The sequence below is a fragment of the Pseudomonas weihenstephanensis genome (assembly GCF_001043055.1).
Lineage (GTDB): Bacteria > Pseudomonadota > Gammaproteobacteria > Pseudomonadales > Pseudomonadaceae > Aquipseudomonas > Aquipseudomonas weihenstephanensis.
This window is the reverse complement of sequence record NZ_JYLF01000005.1, coordinates 277,462-304,331: the sequence shown is the minus strand read 5'-3', so window position 1 is coordinate 304,331 and position 26,870 is coordinate 277,462. Positions and strand designations below refer to the sequence as shown.

The window sequence follows — 26,870 nt, the reverse complement described above, 5'->3', positions numbered from 1 at the left end:
GGTTTACAACCAGAGATTGAGCAGGCGTGCGCTGGTCACCGGCATGTCATGGCTGGTCAAACCGTTACGGCTGATAAAGCTTTGCCCGCCACTGTGCTTGTTCCAGAACTTGCCTTGTGAGAACACCGTGATTCCGGCTTCGGCGGTGCTGGTGGGCACGCTGCTGATGAGCGTTAAACGGTGCCAGGCTGCGCCCTCGCTGACTTCACCGGGCTTGAGGCTGATTTCGCTGGGTGTCGAAACGCTCTTATAGCCGCCCCACGGTTTTTGCCAGGTGTCTTTACCCGTGATAAACGCAGGCACCGCGATGAACTGCGCCTGCTGCTCGTTGAGTGAGCGATAGTTTTCGGGGTACCAGCTGTCGCTGCCGAGCAAAATGCCCAGGCGCCCGGCCGGGGTGTCAATCACATTCAGCTGGTGGTCGGGGCTGGGCTGGATGTAGGTTTGTTCTTCATAGGTGGGCAGCAATTGCCGCTGCGGTTTGCCCTGCGCGGCGCCATTGCGGTCAAACACCACACTGCTGTTGTACAGCGGCCCCGTGCCTGCCCGCAGCGTGCCGTTTTCGATGCGCGGGTCGGGCAGCGCAATGCTCCCGGCCACCAGCGTCACGCCGAACTCCTTGGCCAGCCCGCCAAACAAGGTTTGGTAATCAGCGGCCATGCTCGCGGCTTTCATGCGCAAATGCGCATCGTTGAGACGGCTTTCACCGACGGCGCCCAGCCACGCACGGGTAAACGTCAACGGGTTGCTGATGGCCAGCCAGTGCATGGCTTCGTTCAAATCGCGGGCTTGGTACAGTTCGTTTTTTTCACCGCGAAACATTAGCCAGGTGCCAATGTGCTCGGGCAATACGACGATGGTTTTGTCGTTGAGCAAACCGGCATCACGCGCTTTGCTCATATAGGCGGCCAGCTTGAGGTGCAGCAGCGCCAGGCTTTGATAGTCACGCGGCGACAGTTGGGCTTCGATGCCTAACAAGTTGCCACGTCCGCTATCGACGCCATCGTTGATCGCCAGTTCAACCCGCAGGTCAGACAGGTAGTGGCCGACCTCTCGTTGCTCGGTCCAGTACGCATAACCGCCACCCGCGGCGGCAAGAGCAATCAGTAGGGTGCAGCCAATTAAAGTACGCATGGGAAATAGAGCAGGCAGCCATTTGCAGGATTCGGCGTCTAGGGTAGGTGGCGTATGCACACTTGCCAAGGGGCGCTGCGCAATTGGGTTAATAATTTGTCACTTTGGGTCATTGAGCGGGGTCGGGCATGCCATTACTGTGCCTTACCTTCAACGACGGGAGCCGCAGAGCATCCCGCGTTCCGTGAATTAGCCTGTTGTGGAGCAACCTGATGACTGCCACTCACTACCCGCATTTGATGGCCCCGCTGGACCTGGGTTTTACCACGCTGCGCAACCGCAGTTTGATGGGCTCGATGCACACCGGCCTTGAAGAAAAACCCGGCGGTTTCGAGCGCATGGCCGTCTACTTTGCCGAGCGCGCCCAAGGCGGCGTGGGATTGATGGTCACAGGTGGCATCGCGCCCAACGACGAAGGCGGTGTGTACAGCGGTGCAGCCAAACTCAGTACCGCTGAAGAAGCCGAGAAGCATGTGGTGGTGACGCAAGCGGTGCACGCAGCGGGGGGCAAAATCTGTTTGCAGATCCTTCACGCCGGGCGTTATGCCTACAGCCCTCGCCAAGTGGCGCCGAGTGCGATTCAGGCACCGATTAACCCGTTCAAGCCCAAAGAACTGGACGAGGCGGGTATCGAGAAGCAAATCAGCGATTTCGTGACCTGCGCCAAACTGGCGCAAAGCGCTGGCTATGATGGCGTCGAGATCATGGGCTCTGAAGGCTACTTCATTAACCAGTTCCTGGCGGCTCACACCAACCATCGCACTGACCGTTGGGGCGGCAGCTATGAAAATCGCATGCGCCTGCCGGTCGAGATCGTGCGCCGCGTGCGTGAAGCGGTGGGTGCGAACTTCATCATCATTTATCGCCTGTCGATGCTTGATCTGGTGGAGGGCGGCAGCGTCTGGGATGAAATTGTGCAACTGGCCCAAGCGGTCGAGCAGGCTGGTGCAACCCTGATTAACACCGGTATTGGCTGGCATGAAGCGCGTATTCCGACCATTGCCACCAAAGTTCCGCGTGGCGCATTCAGCAAAGTCACCGCCAAGTTGCGCGGCTCGGTCAGCGTGCCGCTGATTACCACCAACCGCATCAACACCCCTGAGATCGCCGAGCAGATTCTGGCTGAGGGCGATGCCGACATGGTGTCGATGGCGCGGCCGTTTTTGGCTGACCCTGAATTCGTCAACAAGGCCGCTGCCGGGCGCAGCGATGAAATCAACACCTGTATTGGCTGTAATCAGGCGTGCCTGGATCACACCTTTGGCGGCAAACTCACCAGTTGCCTGGTCAACCCGCGCGCCTGTCATGAAACCGAACTCAACTACTTGCCGACCATCGACGTGAAAAAAATTGCCGTGGTCGGTGCCGGTCCAGCGGGCCTCTCGGCGGCCACTGTGGCGGCCGAACGGGGGCATCAGGTCACGTTGTTTGATTCGGGCAGTGAAATTGGCGGCCAGTTCAACGTGGCCAAACGTGTACCGGGCAAAGAGGAATTCTTCGAGACCCTGCGTTACTTCAAGCGCAAGCTGCAAACCACCGGGGTCGAGGTATGTCTCAATACCCGCGTGGACGTTGAGCACCTGCTGGCGGGCCACTTCGACGAAATCATTCTGGCCACCGGCATTGCACCGCGCACCCCGGCGATCCCGGGTATCGATCACCCCAAAGTGCTGAGTTATCTGGATGTGATCCTGCAACGCAAGCCGGTGGGCGCCAAGGTGGCTGTGATTGGCGCGGGCGGTATCGGTTTTGATGTGTCGGAGTTTTTGGTGCACAAGGGCGCATCCACCAGTCAGGACCGCGACGCGTTCTGGAAGGAGTGGGGCATTGACACCCGGCTTGAAGCCCGTGGCGGGGTGGCAGGTATCCAGCCTGAGGTTGAATCGCCCGCGCGTCAGGTGTTCCTGTTGCAGCGCAAAAAAACCAAAGTGGGTGAAGGTTTAGGTAAAACCACCGGCTGGATTCACCGCACCGGCTTGAAAAACAAACACGTGCAGATGCTCAACAGCGTCGAATACCTGAGCATTGACGATCAAGGTCTGCACATCCGCATCGGCGAGGGCGAGCCGCAACTGCTGGCGGTCGACAACATCGTGATCTGCGCAGGCCAGGACCCGCTGCGTGAATTGCAACAAGGTCTGGAAGCCGCCGGGCAGCGCGTGCATTTGATCGGTGGCGCCGATGTTGCCGCTGAGTTGGACGCCAAGCGTGCGATCAATCAGGGGTCGCGGCTGGCGGCCGAGCTATAAGCGATTGAGGTGCGCTAAACTCCGCTCATTTTTGAGCGGAGTCTGCCGTGACCGTGCCTTTGATTGACTGGCAGCCTTATGCGCCTTTGCAGCGCTTGCACGTTGACTGGCTGACAAACGCCGGGGTAGAGGTGGCGGTGCTGCGCCTGGACCTGATTGACCCGCTGATCAGTGGTAACAAATGGTTCAAGCTGCATCATCACTTAAGGGCCGCTCAGGCCGCTGGCGCGCAGGGCCTGATCAGCCTCGGCGGGGCACACTCCAATCATTTGCATGCGCTGGCCGCGGCGGGTAAACGCTTCGGCTTTACCACCGTGGGCCTGCTGCGCGGGCACCCTCAAGCAACACCGACCACCCGCGACCTGCAAGACTTTGGCATGCATCTGCATTGGCTGGGGTTTGCCGGGTATCGCGCCCGGCATGAGCCGGGTTTCTGGCTGCCCTGGCACGAGATGTATCCGCAGTTACACGCCGTGCCCGAAGGCGGAGGTGGGCTGGCGGGCGCTTTAGGGTGCGCGCCGCTGGTGACGCAGGTGCGCGAGCAACTGGGTGCTGTCGGCTGGGCGGATTATGACGCGTGGTGGTTGGCGGCGGGCACCGGGACTACGCTGGCAGGCTTGGTGCTTGCAGACCCGCGCGAGGTGTATGGCGCGCTGGCGGTGCCGCAGGATCATGGGGTGGCACCTAATGTGCAGGCCATCTTGCAACAGGCCGGGCTGGCCTCGCGGCCCTATCAGTTGATCGAGGCCTGCCGTGGCGGGTTTGCCAAGGTCGATGATCAGTTGCTTGAATTTATGCGCGCCAGCGAACAGTCGAGCGGGTTGCCGCTGGAGCCGCTGTACACCGCCAAGGCCTTGTTGGCGCTCAAAGAGGCGGTGCAAACGGGGCATATTGCACGCGGTCGGCGAGTGGTATTTGTGCACACCGGCGGCTTGCAGGGCCGCCGGGGATTTGCCTCAACGGTTTAGCTGCGCTTGGGCAGCATGCGCAGCAAGGTGTTGTCTTTGATCACGTAGTGATGCGCCAGGCCGGCCAGTGCATGCAGACCGATCAGCCAGTAACCAAGGGTGCCGCCCAGTTCGTGCCAGCCCTTGATCTGTTTGGCAGTGTCGATGTCTTTGAGGGTTAACGGCGGCAGGTCAAAGCCGTAGAAAAATATCGACTTGTCGTTGTAGCTCAGCACCAGAAACCCCATGACCGGCATGGCGATCATGAACACATACAACGCCCAGTGCATGAGGGTCGCGAGTGCGGTTTGCCAGGCGGGCGGTGTTGGCGTGATGGTGGGCGCCACGCCAAGGGTGCGTGCCAGCAGGCGCAGCCAAACCAGCGCAAACACGGTTAAACCGAGCATGAAATGTGCATCTTTCATCAGCGTGCGGCCGTCGCTGTCTTTGGGGAAGATCCCGCGAAACTCAATGGCGGCGTAGATCAATACAAATAACAGCACCATCAGCCAGTGCAGGGCGATGGACATACGACTGTAACGGTCAGTCGAGCTTTTCCAGGACATGGTGTTTCCTCACGGTTCAGGTCTTAAGCCTGCGTTCTTTTCTGACGCAGTGCGTTCACTTTAATACGGTTGCACACGATTGCATGGATTCGCTGTTCCCCGGCAGGTTTGGCCACACGTCGGACACCAGAAACAAACGCTCGGCTTCCTCCCAGTCACCGTCGTTATTTTGAGTCAGGCGCACCAATAATTGCGCGGGTGCCTGGGGATGTAATTGGCTCAGCCAGCCCTTGAGCTGGGATGCACTCCAGCAGTCTTGCGGGCCGTAGTGGGCGGGCGCCAGCCACGCATGGCGTGGCAGCGGCTGCCAGCAGCCTTGGGCGCTCTGACGGACAAACGCAGGCCAGTCGCGCTGATGCAGCCACCGCCCGCGCAAGTGTTGAGGGTGAGCGCCCGCCGGCGGCAGCGCATGGCCGGGCCACGGGTACAGGAGGTAGCCGCCCAGCCACAGGTGCGCGCTGAACTGTTGGATATCCAGCCCGGCCAGAATCTCGCGGCTTTGCGCCCGGCTGGACATCGGCAACTGATGCTGGGCGAAGTGGTTGAGTTTGCGGTCCAGTCGGTCATTGCTGCCGGGGCCAAGCCATTGCGCGGGGTCGCGGCCGTCGCCCTGTTGCGGCCCCAGATAGAGCTTGATCGCCAGTTCGAGGTGATGCACGCCGTCGCGATCACGCAACAGCATGTCCAGTTCGCCCAGCGTGTGGCCACCCACGCGAATGGGCAAGTTGGCTGCAATCAACGCCACACCGGGTGCGCGCTGGATAGCAAACTGCCACAGTCGCTCGTAGTAACGGCCTAGCCTGCGCGTGGTGGCCTGCGCGAGCCAGTCCTCCAGGGGTTGGCTGTGCTGATCCAGTGCCCGCAGCCAGTGCTCGAGCGCATCCGGGGCCTGTACCCAGTCGCTGCCAGCCAGCGGGTGACGTTGTGGCCACGGGGTTTGGCTGAGCATAGGGGGCGCGAGGATCACCCACGCCAAATCCCGCACCTGGGGGTGACGTAGCTGGCGGGGCAGGTTGAGCAAGTCGGGGAAGAGGATCATGCTGCGAGCATAGCGTGCTGAAGGGCTGAAAGGGTTTTGTCTATCGTGTGCTTTCGCCCATAATCGTCGTTTTCGCCCGTCACGTATCCCGCAGGAGCCTCATGGAGCAATTTCGTAATATCGGCATCATTGGTCGTTTGGGCAGTTCGCAAGTGCTCGACACGGTTCGCCGACTGAAAAAATTCCTGCTCGAGCGGCACATGCACGTGATCCTCGAAGACACCATTGCCGAAGTGTTGCCCGGTCATGGCTTGCAAACCTCGTCGCGCAAAATGCTCGGTGAAGTGTGCGACATGGTGATTGTGGTCGGCGGCGATGGCAGCTTGCTGGGCGCCGCTCGCGCACTGGCGCGGCACAATGTCCCGGTGCTGGGCATCAACCGGGGCAGCCTGGGGTTTTTGACCGACATTCGTCCGGATGAACTCGAAGTCAAAGTGGCCGAGGTGCTCGACGGCCATTACCTGGTTGAAAACCGCTTTCTGTTGCAAGCCGAAGTGCGCCGTCACGGCGAAGCCATTGGCCAGGGCGACGCGCTGAACGACGTGGTGCTGCACCCCGGTAAATCCACGCGCATGATTGAATTCGAATTGCACATCGACGGTCAGTTCGTGTGCAGCCAGAAAGCCGACGGCCTGATCGTGGCCACGCCGACGGGCTCCACGGCCTACGCCATGTCGGCCGGCGGCCCGATCATGCACCCCAAGCTGGATGCCATCGTCATTGTGCCCATGTACCCGCACACCCTCAGCAGCCGGCCGATTGTGGTGGATGGCAACAGCGAGCTGAAAATCGTGGTGGCCAAGGACATGCAGATCTACCCACAAGTGTCGTGCGACGGTCAGAACCATTTCACCTGCGCGCCCGGCGACACCATCACCGTCAGCAAAAAAGCGCAAAAGCTGCGCCTGATTCACCCGTTGGACCACAACTACTATGAAGTGTGTCGGACCAAGCTCGGTTGGGGTAGCCGACTGGGCGGTAGGAGCGACTGATGCTCGATCCCGCGCGCAGTTACGATCTGATCGGTGACGTGCATGGCTGTGCTCATACCCTTGAGCATCTGTTGGAGCGTCTGGGCTATCGCAAACGTGGCGGTGTGTGGCAACACTCGCAACGCATGGCGGTGTTTCTGGGTGACATCATCGACCGCGGTCCGCGGATCCGCGAGGCGCTGCATATCGTGCGCGACATGGTTGTGGCGCAGCACGCGCTGTGCCTGATGGGTAACCATGAGTTCAACGCGCTGGGTTGGTGCACACCGGCGCCTGCGGGCAGTGGCAAGCAGTATGTGCGTGAGCACACCCCGCGCCACACCCGGCTGATCCACGAAACCTTGGAGCAATTTGCCCAGTACCCCGGCGAGTGGCGCGACTTTGTGCAGTGGTTTTACGACATGCCGCTGTTTGTCGATGCCGGTCGCTTTCGGGTGGTGCATGCCTGCTGGGATGCGGATGTGATTGCCACCCTGCGCGCGCAATACCCCGATGGCTGCATCGACGAACCGTTCCTGCAAGCGGCGGCGCAGCCTGAAAGCTTTGCCACTATGAGCTTCAATCGCCTGCTGCGCGGCACCGACATGCGCTTGCCGAACGGCATGACGTTGACCGGTGGCGACGGTCTGACGCGAGCGTTTTTTCGCACCAAATTCTGGGAAGACGACCCCAAGACCTACGGCGATATTGTGTTTCAGCCGGATGCACTGCCCGCAGGCGTGGCACAAAAGCCCCTATCGCCTACTGAAAAAGGCGCCTTGCTGCGCTACGGCATTGAAGAGCCAATGTTGTTTGTCGGTCACTACTGGCGCAGTGGCAAGCCTGCACCGATCCGGCCAAACCTGGCCTGCCTGGATTACAGTGCCGTGTTGTACGGCAAGTTGGTGGCCTATCGTCTGGATCAGGAAACACGTCTCGATCCGCACAAATTTGTATGGGTGGATGTTGAGCGCCCGGAGGCTATTCAATGAGTGCTGTTGCTGTATTACGTTTGCCGCTGTCGACTGATTTAAGTGGCTTTGTCAGCTTGCTCAAGCGCTTGCAAGTGCCGCATCGCGTCAGTGAAGAGGCGGGCGAGCAAGTGGTGTGGGCGCCTGACGGCATCGCTGACGATGTGCGCAGCCTGTATCAGCGTTTCCCTCAGGGTGATCCCGAGCATCAATTACCGGTTGTTGAGCGCCCGCCAGCGATGGCGCGCCCCGGCTTTGTCCAGCAACTGCGCGACAGTCCGGCCACTGCCACGATTTTGCTGTTGTGCATCATCGTCGCGGTGGTGACGCAACTGGGTGAAAACCTCTCGACCCTCAGCGGGCTGACATTTCTCGACTTCAGCATTCGCGGGCAGTACATCCAGTTCACACCTTTGTCGGATAGCCTGGCCGCCGGGCAATGGTGGAGATTGTTCACCCCGATGCTGATTCACTTCGGTTTCTTGCACATCGCCATGAACGGCCTGTGGTACTGGGAATTGGGGCGACGCATTGAAATGCGTCAGGGCAGCATCAATCTCATTGGGTTGAGCCTGTTGTTCAGCCTGGTGTCCAACTTTGCCCAGTACCTGTTTGGCGGCCCGAGCCTGTTTGGCGGCTTGTCCGGCGTGCTGTACGGCCTGTTGGGGCATGTGTGGATTTACCAGTTGATGGCGCCAAACCCGCTGTATCGCCTGCCTCGCGGGGTTTTGGTGATGATGTTGGTGTGGCTGGCCGTGTGCTTGTCCGGCCTGGTGTCACTGATCGGTTTTGGACAGATTGCCAACGCCGCCCACGTGGGCGGGCTGTTGATCGGTTGCCTCACCGGCTTGCTCGGCGGCCTGTGGGCCCGCAGAAAGCAGACTCATGCCCTGTAAGTCGATGCCCAAGGCTGCAATGTATACGTGGCGAGCCTTCCTGAAATGAGCGAAGGTTTTTCGGCCCTTATCGCAGACTGCGGCAGCGACGACGCGATTAATTACTGTTTAGTGGAAAAAAGAACCATGTCCTCTTTCAACGAAATGATCCAAAACATTACCCCCGAGATCTACCAGAGCCTGAAACTGGCCGTGGAAATCGGCAAATGGGCGGACGGTAACAAGCTGACCGCCGAACAGCGCGAGCTGTCGTTGCAGGCCATGATTGCCTGGGAACTGCACAACCTGCCGGAAGACCAGCGCACCGGTTACATGGGCCCGCAGGAGTGCAGCTCCAAGTCCATCTCGGTGCCTAACATCCTGTTCAAATCGGATGCCATCCATTGATTGAAATTGGTCGTGGTGCAATCAGCAAAATGTCGGCACGCCTTGAATCGCCGACTGTTCAATATGCGTTTCGTTTGGGTGACACCGAGGTGCCGGTCAACCCGTTGATCGGCACTAAACTGCGCCTGGAGTTTTTGGGGGCGATCAACTGCACCCACTGCGGGCGCAAAACCAAAAAAAGCTTCAGCCAAGGTTATTGCTACCCCTGCATGACCAAACTGGCCCAATGCGATGTGTGCATCATGAGCCCGGAGCGTTGCCACTACGCCGCAGGCACGTGCCGTGATCCGTCGTGGGGCGAGCAGTTCTGCATGACCGATCACGTGGTGTACCTGGCCAACTCGTCAGGGATCAAAGTCGGCATCACCCGCGCCACGCAGTTGCCCACGCGCTGGCTCGATCAGGGGGCCAGCCAGGCAATACCGATTGTGCGCGTGGCCACGCGACAGCAATCGGGGTTTGTCGAAGACCTGTTTCGCTCACAAGTGGGGGACCGCACCAACTGGCGTGCACTGCTCAAAGGCGACGCCGCGCCGGTGGACCTCGTTGCAGTGCGTGAGCAATTGTTTGAGAGCTGTGCCGAAGGCTTGCAACAGTTGCAGGAGCGTTTTGGCCTGCAAGCGGTCCAACCTTTGCATGACGTTGCGCCCATCGAGATCCGTTACCCGGTCGAGCAATACCCGAGCAAGATCGTCAGCTTCAATCTGGACAAAGATCCGATCGTCGAAGGCACGCTGATGGGGATCAAGGGCCAGTACCTGATCTTTGACACCGGCGTTATCAACATTCGCAAATACACGGCCTACGAGCTGGCCGTGCATCAGTAAAAGGACTCCAGCATGCGCACCGAACAACCGAAAATGATTTACCTCAAGGACTATCAGGCGCCCGAGTATCTGATCGACGAAACGCACCTGACCTTTGAATTGTTCGAGGACCACACGCTGGTTCATGCGCAGCTGGTGATGCGTCGCAACCCGGCACGGGGTGCAGGCTTGCCGCCATTGGCGCTCGATGGCCAGCAGTTGGAGTTGCTGTCGGTCAAGCTCAATGACCTGGAGCTGACGGCGCAGCACTATCAGCTCACGGACAGCCACTTGACCCTGCACCCGCAAACCGAACAGTTTGTGCTGGACACCAGCGTCAAGATCCACCCTGAATCCAACACCGCGCTTGAGGGCCTGTACAAGTCCGGCGGCATGTTTTGCACCCAGTGCGAGGCTGAAGGCTTTCGCAAGATCACCTACTACCTCGACCGCCCTGACGTGATGAGCACGTTCACCACCACGGTGATCGGCGATAAAAATCGCTACCCGATCCTGCTGTCCAACGGCAACCCGGTGGGCAGCGGCCCGCAGGACGAAGGTCGGCACTGGGCGACGTGGGAAGACCCGTTCAAAAAACCGGCTTACCTGTTTGCGCTGGTGGCCGGTGATCTGTGGTGTGTCGAAGACACCTTCACCACGATGAGCCAGCGCGAGGTGGCGCTGCGTATTTATGTCGAACCTGAAAACATCGACAAGTGCCAGCACGCCATGAACAGCCTGAAAAAGTCCATGCGTTGGGACGAAGAAACCTACGGCCGTGAATACGATCTGGACATCTTCATGATCGTGGCCGTCAACGACTTCAACATGGGCGCGATGGAGAACAAGGGCCTTAACATCTTCAACTCCAGCGCCGTGCTGGCGCGTGCCGAGACCGCGACCGACGCCGCCCACCAGCGCGTTGAAGCCATCGTTGCGCATGAATACTTCCACAACTGGTCGGGCAACCGCGTGACTTGCCGCGACTGGTTCCAGTTGTCGCTCAAGGAAGGCTTCACCGTGTTTCGCGATGCAGGTTTCTCGGCAGACATGAACTCGGCGACGGTCAAGCGTATCCAGGACGTGGCCTACCTGCGCACTCATCAGTTTGCTGAAGACGCAGGCCCGATGGCTCACGCGGTACGCCCGGACAGCTTCATCGAAATCTCCAACTTCTACACCCTGACGGTGTACGAGAAAGGCTCGGAAGTGGTGGGCATGCTTTACACCTTGCTCGGTGCCGAAGGTTTCCGCAAAGGCAGCGACGTGTACTTTGATCGCCACGACGGCCAGGCCGTGACCTGCGACGATTTCATCAGTGCCATGGAAGACGCCAACGGCGTGGACTTGACCCAGTTCAAGCGCTGGTACAGCCAGGCCGGGACGCCGCGCCTGAGCGTCAGCGAGCACTACGATGGCGCGAGCCAGACCTACAGCCTGACGTTCACCCAAAGCTGCCCGGCCACACCGGGGCAGACTGAAAAACTGCCGTTTGTGATCCCGGTGGCACTGGGCCTGCTGGACGCCAGGGGCAAAGAACTGCCACTGCAATTGGCGGATGAATCGTCGCCTGCGGGCACCAGCCGAGTGTTGTCGGTGACTGAAAGCCAGCAGACGTTCACTTTTACCGGTCTCACTGAACAGCCGCTGCCGTCGTTGCTGCGTGGTTTCTCGGCCCCGGTCAAACTGCACTTTGCGTACAGCCGTGACCAATTGATGTTCCTCATGCAACACGACAGCGATGGCTTCAACCGTTGGGAAGCAGGTCAGCAGTTAGCGGTGCAGGTGTTGCAGGACTTGATCGGGCAGCATCAGCGCGGCGAGGCGCTGGTCATGGATCAACGCCTGGTTCAAGCCCTGCGCAGTGTGCTGGGCAATGAGCAACTGGATCAGGCGATGGTGGCAGAAATGTTGTCGCTGCCGGGTGAAGCCTACCTGACTGAAATCAGTGACGTTGCGGATGTGGAGGCGATTCATGCCGCCCGCGAATTCGCTCGCAAACAGCTCGCTGACAGCCTTTACGATGCCTTGTGGGCGCGTTATCAGGCCAACCGTGAAGTGTCCAAAACCACGCCGTATGTGCCCCAAGCTTCGCACTTTGCGCGCCGTGCGCTGCAAAACATCGCGTTGTCGTACCTGATGCTCACAGGCAAACCCGAAGTGTTGGCAGCAGCCCTTGAGCAATTCGAGCACAGCGACAACATGACTGAGCGCCTGACAGCGCTGGCGGTGTTGGTCAATTCGCCGTTCGAGGCTGAAAAAGCCCAGGCACTGGCCAGTTTTGCCGAGCACTTCAAGGACAATCCGTTGGTCATGGATCAGTGGTTCAGCGTGCAGGCGGGTAGCACTTTGCCTGGCGGCTTGCAGCGGGTACGCGAGTTGATGGAACACCCGGCCTTCAACATCAAGAACCCGAACAAGGTACGCGCGTTGATGGGTGCGTTCGCTGGCCAAAACCTGATCAACTTCCATGCGGCGGACGGTTCGGGCTACCGCTTCCTTGCGGATATAGTCATCCAGCTCAACGGCTTAAACCCACAGATCGCTTCGCGCCAGTTGGCGCCGTTGACGCGCTGGCGCAAATACGACAGCGCCCGTCAGGCGCTGATGAAGGCTGAACTGGAGCGCATCCGTCATTCGGGTGAGCTGTCCAGCGATGTGTTTGAGGTGGTGAGCAAAAGCCTGGCGTAAACCACAGGGGTAAACAAAGGCGCTTACCGAGTGATCGGTGAGCGCCTTTTTTCATGGATCGCTGAACGCAACATCAAGGTGTCTCATCGCGTCATAAAGGTGTACCGCAGTCGCAGGGCTTTTTTGTTTTTAGATGACCGTCAATGGTGGGTGACCCGCCAATGTGAACCTTCTGGAAGCCAATACCCTATGACAATCCCCACCGATACGCCGCTAGCCCTGAACCCTGCTGATGTACTGCAACGGGCCATTGCTCATCAATTTAGCGCACGGCCGACATTACGCAGTGTTGTCAGTGAGTTGCTTGAGAAGAGCCTGAAAAGCAAACTGGGCCCCTGGGGAACCTTGCCGCCGCTTGATCAACTGAATGTTGTCTGGACCGTTGATCAGCGAGAACACGTCCTGAGCGTACCGCGTCAACACGTGCTACTTGAGGCGGTGCTTGGACATATCGCCTGCGCAACGCCCCTTTACTACACGTATTACGAACCTCAGCAATGTTTTCTGGCACAGGTGCCCGTTGGCGGGGTTGTGTCAGTGGGCGCTGCACCCTTGTTGCCGATGACAACGGTAGAGCAGGTCATACGCGGCGTTTTGCGCGAGTGGAGAAGAGCCTTTCAAGCGGCACTGGTTGACTATTGGAACCAGCCGACGGGAATCTTTCGCAGCCGTCAGCATTGGTTGGTGACGTTGCTGAGTGGCAGGTTGCTGTCTTCGGTCAATACCCGTGGATGGCTCAGTGATGAGCAGATTGCGGTGGTGCGCCAGGTACTCAAGTACCCGGTGATTGAGGACCGTTTGCGGGTCTTTAACGCCAGTGAGAGGCCCACGGTGTATTTCGCTCAGTTTCAAGTATCCCAAGCGGGGGCAGCGTACACGCAGTTATCCCCCGATCTTCTGATTGCGCATCAGGTCGACGGTCGTGAGCAGGTGATGCAATGCAAGCCTTCTGGAGCTATCGAGCCTTTTGCAACGTGGAGTGCTTATGGCCGCGTTATGGGCAGGGTGCTGGGCAGCAGTTACCTGATTGATTCGCTGACTTGGAAGCGCTACGAACCCAGTGGGGATTGCCTTCACACGCAAACGATGATTTTGCTCAACAATCAACTTGAAGAGGTGGCAGCGATCAAACCGCCTTCAGGGGCGAATCAATGCACAGTTGAACTGCTTGAGCGTCAACTCGCTGACATCACTGACCTGAGCGCGGTGTTCAATGAAGAAAGTGAATCCGACTCCGTGTATGACGCTGCGGCGTTGGGGCGTGTGTTTACGGCTCTGCCTCAATGGTTACAACAGGCAAGCGCCGCTGATCGCTTTGCATATCGCTCTCACGTTATTGACCTGGCCAATGTCCTGCGTAACGCCAAGGGACGTGCGTTTAACGACGGTATCGAGGACCTGCACACGTACGCGTCCAAAGTCCTTCGTGAACAAATGCTCAAGGACCAACCCTTGGCGCCAGGTTATTACTCGGATGATATCGAGCTCGATTTCCTCGTGGCTAGCGGTGCGTTTGGTACGGCGGGCAGCGTGCGAACGGTGACGTTCACGCTGACCGAGTTGGCGTTGCAAAATTTGGCTGCGATACCCAGCGGGCATATGACGATTCGTCATCGGCACAATCAACTGATTCAGGACTGGTGGATGACACCGGCTTACGTGCGGTCACTGATTCAGCGAGTGGATGTGGGGGCCAGATACCCGGCATTGATCAAGCGTTTGCTGCTTGATGAGGCTGATGAGTCTGTGCGTCGAGAAGTACTGTTTGTTGATCAGTTGCGGGTGACACTGCCGATGCTGGCCTTGGAAAGTGTGCTGAAAGGGGCCGCAGGGCTGACTGTTTGGGGGTATCGCTGTATTGGCGCATTGATGCAGGAAGACGCCATGTCCAGAGTGCTTGATGGCAAGGGCGTTTGCATCAGTCCATTGGCATGGTTGAGCAGGCCCAAGGCGGTGCCTGATTATGTGCGCAATATGTTTGTGATCGGCCTGACCGATAATCCCGGTGGGCGTTGCGTCTTGTATAGGCCCTTGTACAAGGCCGTGTTACTCGAATTCACGAGTGCGCAAGCCCTGCTAGAGGCGATACGCGAAACGGGACCCTTGCGCAGCAGCGTCCTTGACTGGATGTCTGAGACGTCGCGCGCAACGATGGAGTCCGGCGTATTGAGCCTGGTTAACGTGGGTATAAACGCAACCGAGACGTTTTATCTACGGCCTTTAAGAAGTCAGTTTTTGCATGATTTGTACATGGAAAACACACGGGCGCTGATTGAGCTGGCTGACCGCCAATCCGTATCCAACACAGAGAGTCGATGGGCGACTCTAAAAGAAGGAGGCTGGTTACTGTTTAATACAGTGTTGCCGTTTTTAAGAGGCCCGGTAGCTGTATTCAGTTGGATAGTGTTGACCTTCTCAGCGCTACAGAACGATATCAAGGCGCTGGGCAATGACCAGGAAGGCAGCAAGGCACCGGCGATTATTGACCTGCTTTTCAATATTGGGCTGGTCTTACTGCATGTCACTCAATCAGTGCCGCCCAAGGTTGTGCCCGTGAGTGAGGAGGAGTCCCTTGCGGCGCAGTTTATCGGACCACAGCCACGGCCGGCTGAAGCTGCCTTCGAACCTGATTCAGTCAAGGTTGAACAGGGACCGGTTTATTTCTCTAGCGTCGCGGTGGGCAATCAGCACAGTACGCTGGATTTTTCCTGGTTCAATAATCCGCGTATCCACTTTAATGAAACGCAGTTGACTTGGCTGGACAGTAACCGCGGGCGCGACCCGGGGGGACGTGCACCTGTCGCGCAGGGTCAGTACAAGGGGTTGTATGTCATTGATGGCAGATGGCATGCCGTGATCAGGGGGCACAGTTATGAGGTGTACCTGGCCGATGAAGGGGTGGTCTTGATCAACCCGCGAGACCCTACTCAAACCGGACCATGGATTCGGCAAGACGCCACCGGTAAGTGGGACTTTGACACGGGCATGCGCTTGCGTGGCGGCGGCCCGAAGACCCGTCGCGAACTGGCTGCGCAGCAAGCACTGCGCAACAAGCGTATCAATGAGTTGAACAACCAAGAGTATGCGTTCTATACCAAGGAACAGCAGATCCATGATGAACTCGATGAAGCGCGCAAAAAGGCAATAGAAACGCAAGACAACGATTTAAGTAAGGGCTTGACCTATCTTGAAAAAACCTTGCGCGTCAAAAACCTGCGATCACTGGCAGAGAAAGGTCGAGCGGAGTTTGCGGTGCAATACGCGAATTTCAAGGAGCGACACGCGTTAATGAGCGACGTTAAGGACCATATACACGAAGGTAATTTCAACGAAGCTTTTTTCGATTTTGCGACAGATATCGTGTATGCCCAGCATCTTTACCTCATCCATCTCATTGCGCTGTATCCCGAATTTGCGGGCAGGGCCGAAGAAATCATGGCCAGAAATGAGGGGGCTCGATATGCCAACTTTCGACGCGAGTTATTCAAGGCTCAGCAACAGCACTTGAACGATTTTCGCGAACAAGTACGGCTTCTTGACGTGTTACGTGAGTCACCCCGCGTGGGTTATGCGAAAGCCGAGACCCGAACTCGGTGCATGGCGCGCGTGGCGCGTCCAGATGGCACCTTGCAACAAGCCACGGAGCTGGATTTCATGTCCATTTATATGGGGATATTGACCGATATTGTCCCCAAAGAGATATTTGGTCCAGAGTGGCAAGCGCTGAGAGAAATCATCTGGCCTTTGACGTTTTCCCTGCAAACCCATGCGCAATTGTCCGATACCAGCCTATTTACACATCACGAACGTGTAGAAATCTTGACCGACCTGCATGAGCGCTATGCCAGGGCTCAGGATTCGTTGGCTATTTTGCACCTTGAAGTGGGAGACAAGTTCAACCTGACCGACTACAACCGGCTAACCGAACTCATCGAAGAATTCAGCCTTAAAGTTGAACAGCAGTTGGCCGACGAGAATCGCCGAGAAACAGAATGGCTGCCTTCGCAGCCTAATCCTTCACGACACGTGCGGCTGCTCTCCAGAATTATCAAGACCCGTAAAAACGGTGTATTGATCGGTGTTGTGCAGCCACGCACGTCAGATCAGGAGCCGTTGGTCGTTAAGGTCGGGGAATCACGTCTAAGCGAGCCCGCCGATAGACCGATGAGTCCTGGCGCGACATTGCCCAAGATGGACTTTCGTGAATCATCCCCCAATTACTGGGAGGCCATAGAACCCAAAGCTGCCCCGGCCCCGGTCAGAGCGCTTGGTGCTATCCGCACCCAATGCAATGAGCTGTTGAGCAACGTTGACCCTAAGATCAACCGGGTCAAGGTTTACGCAAAAAACTCCAAATTTCCTCTGGAGCTTGAAGAGATTCTAGAGCGTGAAGCGCTCAAGCTTGATGCGCTGATTGGCGAACTAGAGCGTGGATTTCCTGATGAGCCGGTGCAAGACAAGCCCAAGTCCGGCACCCCGCAGTCATTGCTCAAACGCTTGCGCGAGGGTGCGCAGAAGCTGCGTGAACAGGCGTTGTGGATCCTCAAGTCACTGCCGCCGACTGAGGCCACCGTTGATTTCTTACTGCACAAGGGCGATGTGCATCTGCACAAAGAAGGCGGTCGGATCAAGATGTTTGGGCCTCGAAACGACTTCGTGCAGGAGTATCAGGTACTCAACAAGAAAAACCAGGTGGTGTGGTATGCCCACTTGCACTATGCAACCTTGGAGGCGCCGGATAACACGCCGACGTCGGCGCATTTCAAACTCAAGGATCAACGTAAAGCCAGCAAGCAAAGCCTTGAAGCCAAAGCTAAACCCGGTGAAAAAGTACCTGAGGTGTATTACGGCAAAATTAGTCAGCGGATGATTGTTGAGCGCTTTTTACTTTGAATGCACAAAGCAATCACTGTTTTGCGTGGGTAACTGCGACGGATTGACCTATCATTGCGCCTTTCTTACAGGTGATTGATGAATGAGCGATTCAAACCAGACCTTGCGCACAGCCCTTGAAACCAGCGACATGCTGGTCATCGACGGGCTGCATGCCTGGGAATTCTCTCTGGACGATGTGCAATTGCTCATCAAGTGCATGGACGGTCGCGCCGAAAAGCGCTGGAGTTTCAAGCTGGCGCAGCTCGACGCGGCGGTGTTTGACGAGACCTTGCAAAGCTGGACCCTGATCGGTGACTCCGGGGAACACCGTCTGGTTTGCCTCTGCGCGCTGAAAGCCACTAACGATGACGATGATTGCGAGGTCGCTGATGAAGCTTAAATGGTTGCCCTTGTTGATGGCCTCAAGTGTCGGCGCGATGTCGGCGCAGGCGGAATCTGAAAGCGAAGTCGAGCTGCTGGTCGGCTCCTATACCCAGGGCAAAAGCCAGGGCATTTACCGCCTGCAATTTGACAGCGATAAAGGGCGTATCACGCCCCAACCGCTGCAAGTGTTCAAGACGGATAACCCGTCCTGGCTGACCCTGTCCAAGGACCAGCAACGGCTGTTTGTGGTCAATGAGAACGGGCAAGGGCAGGCAGACATCGTGGGGCGCGTGAGCAGCCTGGCGATTGACCCAAAAACCAACCGTTTAAGCGCGATTAACCAGGTTAAAACCCTGGGTAAAGAACCGACCCACTCCAGCTTGAGCAGCGACGAGCGTTACCTGTTTGTGGCCAACTATGGCGTGCATGCTGACCCCGGCGGCAGCCTGGCGGTGTTGCCGATCAGCGCGCAAGGTGAGTTGCAACCCGTGACGCAGATGAGCAGCCATCCAGCCAGCCGGGTAAACCCCGAGCGCCAGATGTCAGCCCATGTGCACTCGGTGGTGTCTTCCCCCGATGGTCAGTTTGTCTATGCCAGTGATTTGGGCGCGGACAAGGTGTTTGTCTACCGTTACGATCCGGCGGCCAACGCCGAGCACCCGTTGGTCGCGGCAGAGCCGGCCGCCATCGAGTTGCCAGCGGGCAGCGGTCCGCGTCACCTGTTGTTCTCCAAAGATGGCAAGCACGCGTACCTGACCACTGAGATGAGTGCGCAGGTGTTTGTTTTTGATTACGACAAGGGTCAACTCAAGCAGCGCCAGGCCATTGAACTGGCCCAGGGTAAACCTGCGCAAAACCGTGCGGCTGGCGGCTTGCATGCGTCACCTGATGGCAAGTTCCTGTATGTCAGCAACCGGGGCAAGGCCAACGAAATGCTGGTGTTCAGCATTGACCCGGCCACTGGCGAGTTGACCGAAATTCAGCGGCGTTCGGTTGAAGGTGATCACCCACGTGAGTTTGCCTTGAGTCCGAACGGCAAATTTTTGCTGATCGCCAATCAGATGAGCAACGCCATTGTGGTGCTTGAGCGTGACCCGCAAACCGGCCTGCTGGGCAAGGCAGTGCAGACGCTTGAAATGGATGCTCCCTCTGACTTGAAGTTCATCAATCGCCCGTAAAGCGGGGCGTGCAGCGCGGTATCAATCACGCTGATACCCGCTAGTGCTGCAATGAATTTTTGCCGGATGACCCCCCGGCGTTAAGTTGGCTCCACGGCCTGAAAAGGCAGCAAGCCAACTGAATCGTCGAGGGTTAACCATGAACTTCAATCTTTTCTCTGTGATTGCCGCGTCTGCCATCTCTGCCACCGTGGCTCTCCCCGCCAGCGCCACACCGCTAGCCAGTGATAAAAAATCGATGGCCTACACGCAAAAATACCTTCAACAAAGTGCGAACTTCTATGCCGCGCTGGATCACAAAACCCAACCCTGAGAGCACGTCAGGGTGATCGTTCGACAGGGGATGTGTTCGCACCATGAGCGATCAAATAACGGCATGAAGCCTGCACGGTGTTGGTCGGTTAATCGGGTCGTCGCCCTGAAGACGTCTAGGATTAATAGTGATTCCCGGGGGCGTCTAAATAATTCGCAGAAAATAATCGTCCTGCCACGGGAATAAGCCTGCATGGCCTGTGTCTCATAGGCCATCCCAACTGTCGGCCCCGTGGCCGTGGAGTGCATTATGGTCGATCAGTTGCCGCCCCCGCGGCTTGGCAAATCCCCCTTGAGTTCAAGTGCAGTAGGGGTGCGTTTAGCCGGTATTGGTGCGGTCGTGGCCGTGATAGGTGCCGCGTTTTATTACGTTAATGGGACGTTCGACCCGCAACGGCTGCAACCCAAGAGTTTCGTCAACGCCCTGGAGCACAACAACGGCCTGCACCCCGGTTTCAGGCGCAACCACGCCAAAGGCATCTGTGTGGTGGGCTATTTCGAGAGCAACGGCGATGCGCAGGGCGTGTCCAGTGCGCAGGTCTTTCACCCAGGGCGTACGCCCGTGGTCGGGCGCTTTGCACTGCCCAGCGGTAACCCGTATGCGCCCGACAGCAGCGTGCCGCTGCGCAGCCTGGCGCTGCGTTTTACGCAAGCCAATGGCCAACAATGGCGCACCGGGATGAACAGCATGCCGGTATTTCCGGTGGGCACCCCCCAAGCCTTCTATCAAATGCTTCAAGCGGGTAGCCCTGAGCCTTCCACCGGTAAGCCCAAACCCACCGCCATGCCCGCCTTTTTTGCCTCGCACCCGGAAACCACCGCGTTTTTGCAATGGGTGAAAACAGCCAAACCTTCTGCCAGTTTTGCCACTGAGCGCTACAACGCGATTAATGCCTTTTACCTGGTGAATTCGGCGGGCGAGCGCCAGGCGGTGCGTTGGGGCGTCGTGCCGATGGATCAGGATGCCCCCGGCGTCGCTGCCCCGAACGAAGCCGATTATCTGCAGCAGGACTTGGTGCAGCGCATAGCCAACGGGCCTTTGAAGTGGCAGTTCAACCTGACCCTGGCCGAGGCCGGCGACCCGATTGACGACGCCAGCAAAGCCTGGCCCGCTGCACGCAAAGTGATCACGGCGGGCACGTTGGTGCTCACCAGCACACAGGCGCAGAACAGCGGGGAATGCCGCGACATCAACTACGACCCCTTGATCCTGCCTGCGGGTATCCAGGCTTCCGCAGACCCGTTGCTGGCCGCGCGGTCTGCCGCCTACGCCAGCTCGTATCACCGGCGCACCGGTGAAGTTGATCAACTCCCTCAGGAGCCACGCCCATGAGCGCGCCTGTCTCTCACTTCGCGCCGTTGGCGCGCCTGCTGCACTGGCTGATGGCCTTGATGATCGTGAGCATGCTGTTTATTGGCGCCGGTATGGCCGCGTCGGTTTCAGCACGGCACGTATGGCTGCTCAATCTGCATAAACCGTTGGGCATTGCGATTTTACTGTTGGTGGTGGTCCGTCTGTTTGTGCGGTTTTCGACCCGGCAACCGCCACTGCCGGCCGATTTGCCTGCGGTGCAAGTGCTCGCGGCCAAAATGTCCCATGTGTTGTTGTATGCGCTGATGTTCACCTTGCCCCTTGTGGGCTGGGCAATGATCTCGGCGGCGGGTGATCCGGTGATGCTAAGCCAATCGCTGCAACTGCCCGCCTTATTGCCCGCGAACGCCAAGACCTTCGCCTTCTTGCGCACCGCGCATACGTACTTGGCATATTTACTGTTCATCACCGTCTTGCTGCATGTGGCGGCAGCCCTGTTTCACGCGTCGGTACGACGTGACGGGGTGCTGAACAGCATGCTGCGTGGTAAAGACTGAGTTGTATGCCAGCAGCACTCCGCGCAGGCTGCGATCTTTTGATCCTGAAAAGCTCGCAGCCTTCGGCGGCGCCTAGAAGTTGTGGGGACGTGTTTCAGGTTTTAGCCATCACGCCGGTAAACAGCGCTGACGCTATAAAACGTTCCAGCCAGTCCTTAAGTTTTGGATAGGGGGCATGCGCAAACCACTCGCGGTCTACATGGGCGAACTGGCGTATGAACGGCGCCAGCGCCACATCGGCCAACGACAGGGTGGGGCCTGCCAGGTAGTCGTTGTGCTCAAGCAGTGCCTCCAGGTGCTGCAAAAATGCAGCGCCTTGTGCCCGGTAATGTTCCATCGGGTGTTCTGGATAGCGGATGGCGTATTTGTAACGGTCCAGCCACGCCTTGAACTGTGTGTCGTTGGCTTCGATCAGTTGGCTGACCAAGGGCTGCGCGGGTTGCAACCACTGGTCCGGGTCATGCTGGGCCAGCGCCCAATGCATGATGTCCAGGCTTTGCTCAATCACGCGTCCGTCGGCGCACACCAATACCGGCACGGTGCCTTTGGGCGAGAGGGCGAGCATCTGCGCAGGCTTGGCTTTTAAGCTCACTTCAACGATCGTCAGCGGTACACCGCTGTAGCGCATGGCCATGCGTGCGCGCATGGCGTAGGGGCAGCGCCGGAAGGAATACAGCAGGTTTTCGGTCATTTGACCTGCACCGTGCTTAACCCATTGCCTTGGCGCAGCACTTGGATCTGCACCGGAATACGTTCGTGCATTTCCTGAACGTGGGAAATAACCCCCACTTTGCGGCCTTGGGCTTGCAAGCCATCCAGCGCGTCCATCGCCAATTGCAGTGATTCGGGGTCGAGACTGCCAAACCCTTCGTCGATAAACAGCGATTCAATTTTCAGTGTGCTCGATGCCATCGAGGCTAACCCTAATGCCAGCGCCAAAGACACGAGGAAGGTCTCGCCCCCGGATAACGAATGCACTGAGCGCAGTTCGTCGCCCATCTCTGTGTCCATCACCAGCAGGCCGAGCATGCTCCCCCCGCGCTTAAGGCGATAGCGGCGCACCAGTTGGCGCAGTTGCGCGTTGGCGTGATGCACCAACAGGTCGAGGTTGTAGGCTTGGGCAATTTTGCGGAACTTGTCGCCGGTGCTTGAACCAATCAGGTCGTTGAGGCGTGCCCAGCGCTGCCATTGCGCATAGGCCTGAGCGGTACGTTGCGTCAGCGCCTGATTGGCGAGCTGACGACGTTCATCCTCTGCCTGTTGCGCGCGTAATTGCGCGCTCAGTTGTTCGCTGGCAGCCAGTTGCGTATTCAATTCGTTCAATGCCACGTTCAGGGCGTCAGCGTCCAGGTTGCCATTGGCCTGGGCTTGATGCTGATTGAGACGCTGCTCGCGTTCTTGTATCAGTACACGGGCTTGTTCCAGTGCTTTTTCGCTGTGTTGTATGGCTTGACGCAGCGCGCGAACCCGAGGGTCGTCATACGCCAGTAACTGGTCCAGGCGTGCGTCGTCGACGTCGCTGTGCGCCGCGCGCCATTGCGTGACCTGCGCGCTCAACGTGGCGTGCTCGTGTTGCAGCGCGTGCAAGCGCTCGTGTTGCGCCTTGATTTGCGCCGCCAGCTGGATGAGTTGGCGGTTTGTGTCATGCAGCGCCTCACTGGCGTGCGTGTGGCTGGCGCGAGCCTGCTCGACGGCGTGATCAAGCTGCTCTTGCCAGAGGTGGACACTGGCGTGCTCACCCAGCAGGTTTTGCAGGGTATGTGCGCTGGCGTGTTGCTGCGCCGTGACTTCAGCCACGTTGTGTTGCAGAGCGTCCCGTTGTTTGAGGCGATTGGCCTGCTGGTCGGTTTCGCGTTCGATCTTCTGGTTGCGGTCCGTGTTTTCTGCCTGTTCTTCGCGCAGTTGCTCGCATTGGGCAAGGCGTTCGGCAATCTGTTGATCGAGGCGCATAAAGCAGGCGGCGCTGTCGTCGCGCAGAGCAGCAAACACCTGTGCAGGCAGCAGGCTGCTAAACGCCGTCAGTTCCTCGTCAAGGCGCTGTGCGTCCGCCTTGAGGTGTAATTGCTGTTCGGCCAATTGTTGCGCCGCCTGTTGGCTGGCTTCGCTATGGCGCTGGATCTCGTGTTGCAGTTGAGCGGCGTCTTTTTGCAAAGTGAGCAGGGCGTTTTGGCGCTGCTCGTCTTGGGTGATGCGGTACTGCAACTGTTCAAGACGCTGGGTCAGCCAAGGTTCGCGCCTGGCTGGCAGTTGCGCCTGCCATTGCGGGTAGTGCGGGTGCTGTTCAAGGCTGGGCGCGAGGGCCTGCTGGTCGTCAACCAGCTGTTGATGTTGCAGGCGCAATTCGCGCAATTGGGCATTCAAACCACTGACGTTGTCGCGCAGTTGATCAAGGGTTTTTTTGAGTGCCTCCACAGCTTCACGGGCTTTGGCTTCTTCCTCTTCATCGTGACGTGTCAGGCTCTGCAACAGCGCTTGGGGCTGGTGATAGGGGTGTTCGTGGCTGCCACATACCGGGCACGGCTGATCATCTTGCAACTGTTCGCGCAGTTCTTCGACGCTGGCAGTGCGGGCCAGGCGCTGGCGCTCAAGCAGTTGGCGGGTGATATGCAGCGCCTGCTCGGCGCTCTCGTAGTGTTTTTTGGTCTCCGTGCCTTGTTCGATCCGTTGCTCGCGTTCGGTTTGCAAGGCTTGCAACTTGGTCTGAAGTGCCTGCAAACGGGCATCCAACGCCTGCTGGCTGTGGCACAAGCGCTGTAAGTCTTCGACGTCGCGCTGTTGCTGGCGATTGTCTTTGAGCAGGCTGCCCAGCGTGTGGATTTGTTCGTTGAGCGCCTGCGGCTCGGCCACGGCTTCCTGGAACAGAATCTCCAGGCTGTTACGCCGTTGCGTGAGCTGTTGCGCGGCCTGCAAGGCGCGTTGCTCAAGGGCGGGCAGTTCCTGGCGGCCGGTGCTCAGGGTATTGCTTAAACGCACTAACTGTTGCAAACGGGGGCGATACGCATCCCACGCATTGGCCAGAGGCGCCAGTTCAGCGCTGTGCTCAAGCTGTTGCGCAATCAGGGCCAGCTGTTCGGAGCTGTGCTGATGGCGCTCGAGTAGCGTATTCAAGGCCTGTTGGCCGGCTTCACAGGCTTGTTCGGCTTGTTGTGCAAGGGTGCGCTGTTTGTCCAGTTCTGCGTTGAGTCGCTGAAGGTTGGCCTGTTCCACATGCGCCTGTTTGAGTCGCGGCGCGCTGTCCTGTTGCTGGGTTTGCGCCTGGCTGGCCGCCAGGCGTGCGCTGTCTAGGGTCTGTTCAAGCTGCAACTGCTGTGCTTGAAGCGTCGCGTGCAGGTGTTCCTGCGCGGCCATGTGCTCAGCCATTGGGCCGAGTTGTGTGTCCAGCGCTGCCAACCGCGCGAACTGATGGCGTTGCGGCGCCAATTGCTCCAGCAGGTCAAGGGTCTGGCGCGGCTCGTCTTGGGCCGCCCATTGGGTTTGTGCCTGTTGCAGTTGCTCGGCTGCGCTCTGTTGCTGATCGCGCAGCTCGCGCAAGGTGGCCAGCCACGCGTGCTGCTGCTCCAGTTGCTTGAGCTGTTGTTGCCGGGCCTTGAGCTGTTGTTGCGAGTGATTGAACTGTTTATCCAGTTCGGCGCGCGCCTCAGGCGCCAGCGGGGTGATCCCGACCGCCTGATCCTCAAGCTGCTTATGCACCTCTTTGGCCTCTTTGGCCTTGTCGAAAGCACGTTTGCCCAGGCGGGTGTAGAGCGCGGTATCAGTGAGTTTTTCCAGCAGTTCACTGCGTTCGTTGTCGTCCGCTTTAAGGAAGGCGCTGAACTCGCTCTGCGCCAGCATCACGGCGCGTGTGAACTGCTCGAAGTTCAAGCCCAGTCGCGCTTCGAGCTGAACTTTGTAATCGCCTTTTTGACTGGCCAGCAACTGGTCGCTGTCCAGGTCACGCAAGCTTTGACGACTGGCTTGCAGTTTGCCCGTGGCCTTTTCGCGGGCGCGGTTGGCCTCCCAGCGGGCGCGATAGCGACGCCCGTCGATGCCGATAAAATCGACTTCGGCATACCCTTCGCCCGTGCCCCGGCGCAGTAAGGTGCGCGGGTCGCCAGTGGCGATTTCGCCATCGAGATCGGGCACTTTGGCATCGCGGCCGGTGTTGTTCAGGCGCGGTACGGCACCAAACAAGGCCAGGCACAGCGCGTCGAGCAAGGTGCTTTTACCGGCGCCCGTGGGGCCGGTGATGGCGAACAGACCTGCACTGGCCAAAGGTTCGGCGGTGAAGTCCAGCTCAAAGGGACCGGCCAGCGAGGCCAGGTTTTTCAGGCGGATGGCGAGGATTTTCATGGTTGTTCGCCCTCCAGCTGGACTTCTTGCAAGAGCACGGCAAAGTCCTTGAGCGTTTGTTCGCAGGCCTGGCTGGCGTAATGGTCTTGCCAGGCGCGGCTGAACAGCTCTTGTGGGGTCAATTGGTCAAGCTCGACCAGACGCGTACTGTCGTCATCGTTGGCGCGGCTGCCGCTGCCTGCGTATTCGGCACTGATGCGAACCAGACGCACGGCTTTGCCTTGCAGCGCGGTTTCGATTTGCTGGCGCAGATCGGGCTGCGGTTCATCAAGCACCACGCGCACTTCAAGCCACGGCTGACGCTGTGTGTCGGCCAGCAGGTCAACTTCAGGCAATTGGCTTGCATGGGTAAGAATCTCGGCCAGCGCTGCCGGACCGATGCGTTGCAGGTTAACGGCGCGCGGGATCAGCCGTGGTTCGACGCTGACCAGTGTTTCGCCGTCCAGTGTCACGTCAAGAATCTGATGCGCGTAGCTGATTTCCGAAAAGGACAGGGGGATGGGTGAGCCGCAGTAGCGAATGCGTTCTTCAGCGTTGACCCGTTGCGGCTTGTGCAAATGGCCAAGCGCCACGTAACTGATGCTCGGGCCGAACAGGCTGGCGGGCAAGGCTTCGGCATTGCCGATAATCAGGCTGCGCTCTGAATCTTCAGACACCGACCCCCCGGCCATGTGAGCGTGGCTAATGGCGATCAGCGCTTGGCCAGGGACGCGTTTGGCGTTGGCCGCCTCGATCAGCCATTCATGGACTTGGCCAATGCCCCGCAGATAATCGTCGCCCAAGTGTGCGCCCGTGACTTCGGCGGGCCTCAAAAAGGGCAATGCCAGGCACCACGCGGCGATTTTGCCGCTCGCATCGGGCAAAGGAATCAGTAGGCGCTCAGCGTCGAGTTGACCCTCATCGAGCCAGAGCACCCGGCCAAGCGCGTGAGTGCGCAGGCGCCGCATCAAGGGCGCGGGCAGCTCGATGCGCGAGCCGGAGTCGTGATTGCCGGCGATCATCACGATGGTCAGCTTGGGTTGTTGCTCGTGGGCGCTGACAATGAAGTCGTAGAGGCGCTCTTGCGCTTTGACCGGCGGGTTAACGGTGTCGAAGATGTCGCCGGCAATCAGCAGCACATCGGGCTGCTCGCTGGCCAGTTGGGCCAATAGCCAATTGAGAAAGCAGGCGTGTTCGAAGTCGCGTTCCTGGCCGTGGAGGTTTTGCCCTAGGTGCCAGTCGGAAGTGTGAAACAGGCGCATAACAGAATCCGGTTAGAAAAGGGGG

Annotated in this window: 20 protein-coding genes; 14 read left to right on the top strand and 6 right to left on the bottom strand. The window is 58.5% G+C overall.

Annotated elements, in window-relative coordinates; translation table 11 throughout:
- Positions 1-3: 3 nt before the first annotated feature.
- Positions 4-1,134, bottom strand: a complete 1,131-nt coding sequence (locus TU86_RS14515; protein ID WP_048365002.1) for a carbon-nitrogen hydrolase family protein — start codon at positions 1,132-1,134, stop codon at positions 4-6.
- A 212-nt stretch (positions 1,135-1,346) separates the two neighbouring features.
- Here TU86_RS14515 and TU86_RS14510 point away from each other — a divergent pair, with 212 nt between their 5' ends.
- Positions 1,347-3,383, top strand: coding sequence for an NADPH-dependent 2,4-dienoyl-CoA reductase (locus tag TU86_RS14510; protein ID WP_048365001.1), 2,037 nt, complete (start codon positions 1,347-1,349; stop codon positions 3,381-3,383).
- Positions 3,384-3,430: 47 nt separating this feature from the next.
- Complete coding sequence (locus tag TU86_RS14505; protein ID WP_048365000.1) at positions 3,431-4,351, top strand: 1-aminocyclopropane-1-carboxylate deaminase/D-cysteine desulfhydrase; 921 nt, start codon at positions 3,431-3,433, stop codon at positions 4,349-4,351.
- On the opposite strand, the gene TU86_RS14500 is transcribed toward TU86_RS14505, so the two are convergent.
- Positions 4,348-4,896: a cytochrome b gene (locus TU86_RS14500; protein ID WP_048364999.1), complete on the bottom strand. Its 549-nt coding sequence runs from the start codon at positions 4,894-4,896 to the stop codon at positions 4,348-4,350. The genes TU86_RS14505 and TU86_RS14500 overlap by 4 nt on opposite strands.
- Positions 4,897-4,951: 55 nt before the next feature.
- On the bottom strand, positions 4,952-5,935 hold the full coding sequence (locus TU86_RS14495; protein WP_048364998.1) for a DUF1853 family protein: 984 nt from the start codon (positions 5,933-5,935) through the stop codon (positions 4,952-4,954).
- A 101-nt stretch (positions 5,936-6,036) separates the two neighbouring features.
- Between TU86_RS14495 and TU86_RS14490 the strand changes: the two genes are divergently transcribed.
- From TU86_RS14490 to TU86_RS14440, 12 genes are all read left to right on the top strand, one after another.
- Positions 6,037-6,927, top strand: a complete 891-nt coding sequence (locus TU86_RS14490; RefSeq protein WP_048364997.1) for an NAD(+) kinase — start codon at positions 6,037-6,039, stop codon at positions 6,925-6,927.
- Complete coding sequence (locus tag TU86_RS14485) at positions 6,927-7,898, top strand: metallophosphoesterase (protein WP_048364996.1); 972 nt, start codon at positions 6,927-6,929, stop codon at positions 7,896-7,898. Before TU86_RS14490 ends, TU86_RS14485 begins: the two co-directional genes overlap by 1 nt.
- On the top strand, positions 7,895-8,773 hold the full coding sequence (locus tag TU86_RS14480) for a rhomboid family intramembrane serine protease (RefSeq protein WP_048364995.1): 879 nt from the start codon (positions 7,895-7,897) through the stop codon (positions 8,771-8,773). The genes TU86_RS14485 and TU86_RS14480 overlap by 4 nt, the downstream gene beginning before the upstream one ends.
- 126 nt (positions 8,774-8,899) lie before the next feature.
- Complete coding sequence (locus TU86_RS14475) at positions 8,900-9,160, top strand: YeaC family protein (protein ID WP_048365111.1); 261 nt, start codon at positions 8,900-8,902, stop codon at positions 9,158-9,160.
- Entirely contained in the window at positions 9,157-9,987 is an 831-nt protein-coding gene (locus TU86_RS14470) for a DUF2797 domain-containing protein (protein WP_048364994.1), read from the top strand. The genes TU86_RS14475 and TU86_RS14470 overlap by 4 nt, the downstream gene beginning before the upstream one ends.
- A 12-nt stretch (positions 9,988-9,999) precedes the next feature.
- Positions 10,000-12,657, top strand: a complete 2,658-nt coding sequence (gene pepN, locus TU86_RS14465; protein ID WP_048364993.1) for an aminopeptidase N — start codon at positions 10,000-10,002, stop codon at positions 12,655-12,657.
- Positions 12,658-12,846: 189 nt separating this feature from the next.
- A complete protein-coding gene (locus tag TU86_RS14460) occupies positions 12,847-17,550 on the top strand; it encodes a dermonecrotic toxin domain-containing protein (protein WP_048364992.1) in 4,704 nt (1,567 codons plus the stop codon).
- 82 nt (positions 17,551-17,632) lie between these two features.
- Entirely contained in the window at positions 17,633-17,932 is a 300-nt protein-coding gene (locus TU86_RS14455) for a DUF5629 family protein (RefSeq protein WP_048364991.1), read from the top strand.
- Positions 17,922-19,094, top strand: coding sequence for a lactonase family protein (locus TU86_RS14450; protein WP_048364990.1), 1,173 nt, complete (start codon positions 17,922-17,924; stop codon positions 19,092-19,094). The genes TU86_RS14455 and TU86_RS14450 overlap by 11 nt, the downstream gene beginning before the upstream one ends.
- A gap of 139 nt (positions 19,095-19,233) precedes the next feature.
- A complete protein-coding gene (locus TU86_RS23080; protein WP_165599935.1) occupies positions 19,234-19,407 on the top strand; it encodes a hypothetical protein in 174 nt (57 codons plus the stop codon).
- Positions 19,408-19,656: 249 nt separating this feature from the next.
- The gene (locus TU86_RS14445) at positions 19,657-20,739 is read left to right on the top strand and encodes a catalase family peroxidase (protein ID WP_048364989.1); all 1,083 of its coding nucleotides are present in this window, start codon (positions 19,657-19,659) and stop codon (positions 20,737-20,739) included.
- Complete coding sequence (locus TU86_RS14440; protein WP_048364988.1) at positions 20,736-21,275, top strand: cytochrome b; 540 nt, start codon at positions 20,736-20,738, stop codon at positions 21,273-21,275. Before TU86_RS14445 ends, TU86_RS14440 begins: the two co-directional genes overlap by 4 nt.
- Before the next feature lie 94 nt (positions 21,276-21,369).
- Here the strand turns inward: TU86_RS14440 and TU86_RS14435 are convergent, their stop codons facing one another.
- Genes TU86_RS14435 through TU86_RS14425 form a run of 3 tightly spaced genes read right to left on the bottom strand, consistent with a single transcriptional unit; the run spans position 21,370 to position 26,845 of the window.
- Positions 21,370-21,966 (bottom strand): glutathione S-transferase, encoded by a 597-nt coding sequence (locus tag TU86_RS14435; protein WP_048364987.1) that lies wholly within the window; start codon positions 21,964-21,966, stop codon positions 21,370-21,372.
- On the bottom strand, positions 21,963-25,604 hold the full coding sequence (locus tag TU86_RS14430; RefSeq protein ID WP_048364986.1) for an AAA family ATPase: 3,642 nt from the start codon (positions 25,602-25,604) through the stop codon (positions 21,963-21,965). Before TU86_RS14430 ends, TU86_RS14435 begins: the two co-directional genes overlap by 4 nt.
- On the bottom strand, positions 25,601-26,845 hold the full coding sequence (locus TU86_RS14425; RefSeq protein ID WP_048364985.1) for an exonuclease SbcCD subunit D C-terminal domain-containing protein: 1,245 nt from the start codon (positions 26,843-26,845) through the stop codon (positions 25,601-25,603). Before TU86_RS14425 ends, TU86_RS14430 begins: the two co-directional genes overlap by 4 nt.
- Positions 26,846-26,870: the final 25 nt, after the last annotated feature.

What these genes read in the sequence shown, in the direction of transcription:
- TU86_RS14515 (WP_048365002.1), bottom strand. Translation starts at nt 1,134, where the DNA reads ATGCGTACTTTAATTGGCTGCACCCTACTGATTGCTCTTGCCGCCGCG.
- TU86_RS14510 (WP_048365001.1), top strand. Translation starts at nt 1,347, where the DNA reads ATGACTGCCACTCACTACCCGCATTTGATGGCCCCGCTGGACCTGGGT.
- TU86_RS14500 (WP_048364999.1), bottom strand. Translation starts at nt 4,896, where the DNA reads ATGTCCTGGAAAAGCTCGACTGACCGTTACAGTCGTATGTCCATCGCC.
- TU86_RS14495 (WP_048364998.1), bottom strand. Translation starts at nt 5,935, where the DNA reads ATGATCCTCTTCCCCGACTTGCTCAACCTGCCCCGCCAGCTACGTCAC.
- TU86_RS14490 (WP_048364997.1), top strand. Translation starts at nt 6,037, where the DNA reads ATGGAGCAATTTCGTAATATCGGCATCATTGGTCGTTTGGGCAGTTCG.
- TU86_RS14485 (WP_048364996.1), top strand. Translation starts at nt 6,927, where the DNA reads ATGCTCGATCCCGCGCGCAGTTACGATCTGATCGGTGACGTGCATGGC.
- TU86_RS14480 (WP_048364995.1), top strand. Translation starts at nt 7,895, where the DNA reads ATGAGTGCTGTTGCTGTATTACGTTTGCCGCTGTCGACTGATTTAAGT.
- TU86_RS14475 (WP_048365111.1), top strand. Translation starts at nt 8,900, where the DNA reads ATGTCCTCTTTCAACGAAATGATCCAAAACATTACCCCCGAGATCTAC.
- pepN (WP_048364993.1), top strand. Translation starts at nt 10,000, where the DNA reads ATGCGCACCGAACAACCGAAAATGATTTACCTCAAGGACTATCAGGCG.
- TU86_RS14460 (WP_048364992.1), top strand. Translation starts at nt 12,847, where the DNA reads ATGACAATCCCCACCGATACGCCGCTAGCCCTGAACCCTGCTGATGTA.
- TU86_RS14455 (WP_048364991.1), top strand. Translation starts at nt 17,633, where the DNA reads ATGAGCGATTCAAACCAGACCTTGCGCACAGCCCTTGAAACCAGCGAC.
- TU86_RS14450 (WP_048364990.1), top strand. Translation starts at nt 17,922, where the DNA reads ATGAAGCTTAAATGGTTGCCCTTGTTGATGGCCTCAAGTGTCGGCGCG.
- TU86_RS23080 (WP_165599935.1), top strand. Translation starts at nt 19,234, where the DNA reads ATGAACTTCAATCTTTTCTCTGTGATTGCCGCGTCTGCCATCTCTGCC.
- TU86_RS14445 (WP_048364989.1), top strand. Translation starts at nt 19,657, where the DNA reads ATGGTCGATCAGTTGCCGCCCCCGCGGCTTGGCAAATCCCCCTTGAGT.
- TU86_RS14440 (WP_048364988.1), top strand. Translation starts at nt 20,736, where the DNA reads ATGAGCGCGCCTGTCTCTCACTTCGCGCCGTTGGCGCGCCTGCTGCAC.
- TU86_RS14435 (WP_048364987.1), bottom strand. Translation starts at nt 21,966, where the DNA reads ATGACCGAAAACCTGCTGTATTCCTTCCGGCGCTGCCCCTACGCCATG.
- TU86_RS14430 (WP_048364986.1), bottom strand. Translation starts at nt 25,604, where the DNA reads ATGAAAATCCTCGCCATCCGCCTGAAAAACCTGGCCTCGCTGGCCGGT.
- TU86_RS14425 (WP_048364985.1), bottom strand. Translation starts at nt 26,845, where the DNA reads ATGCGCCTGTTTCACACTTCCGACTGGCACCTAGGGCAAAACCTCCAC.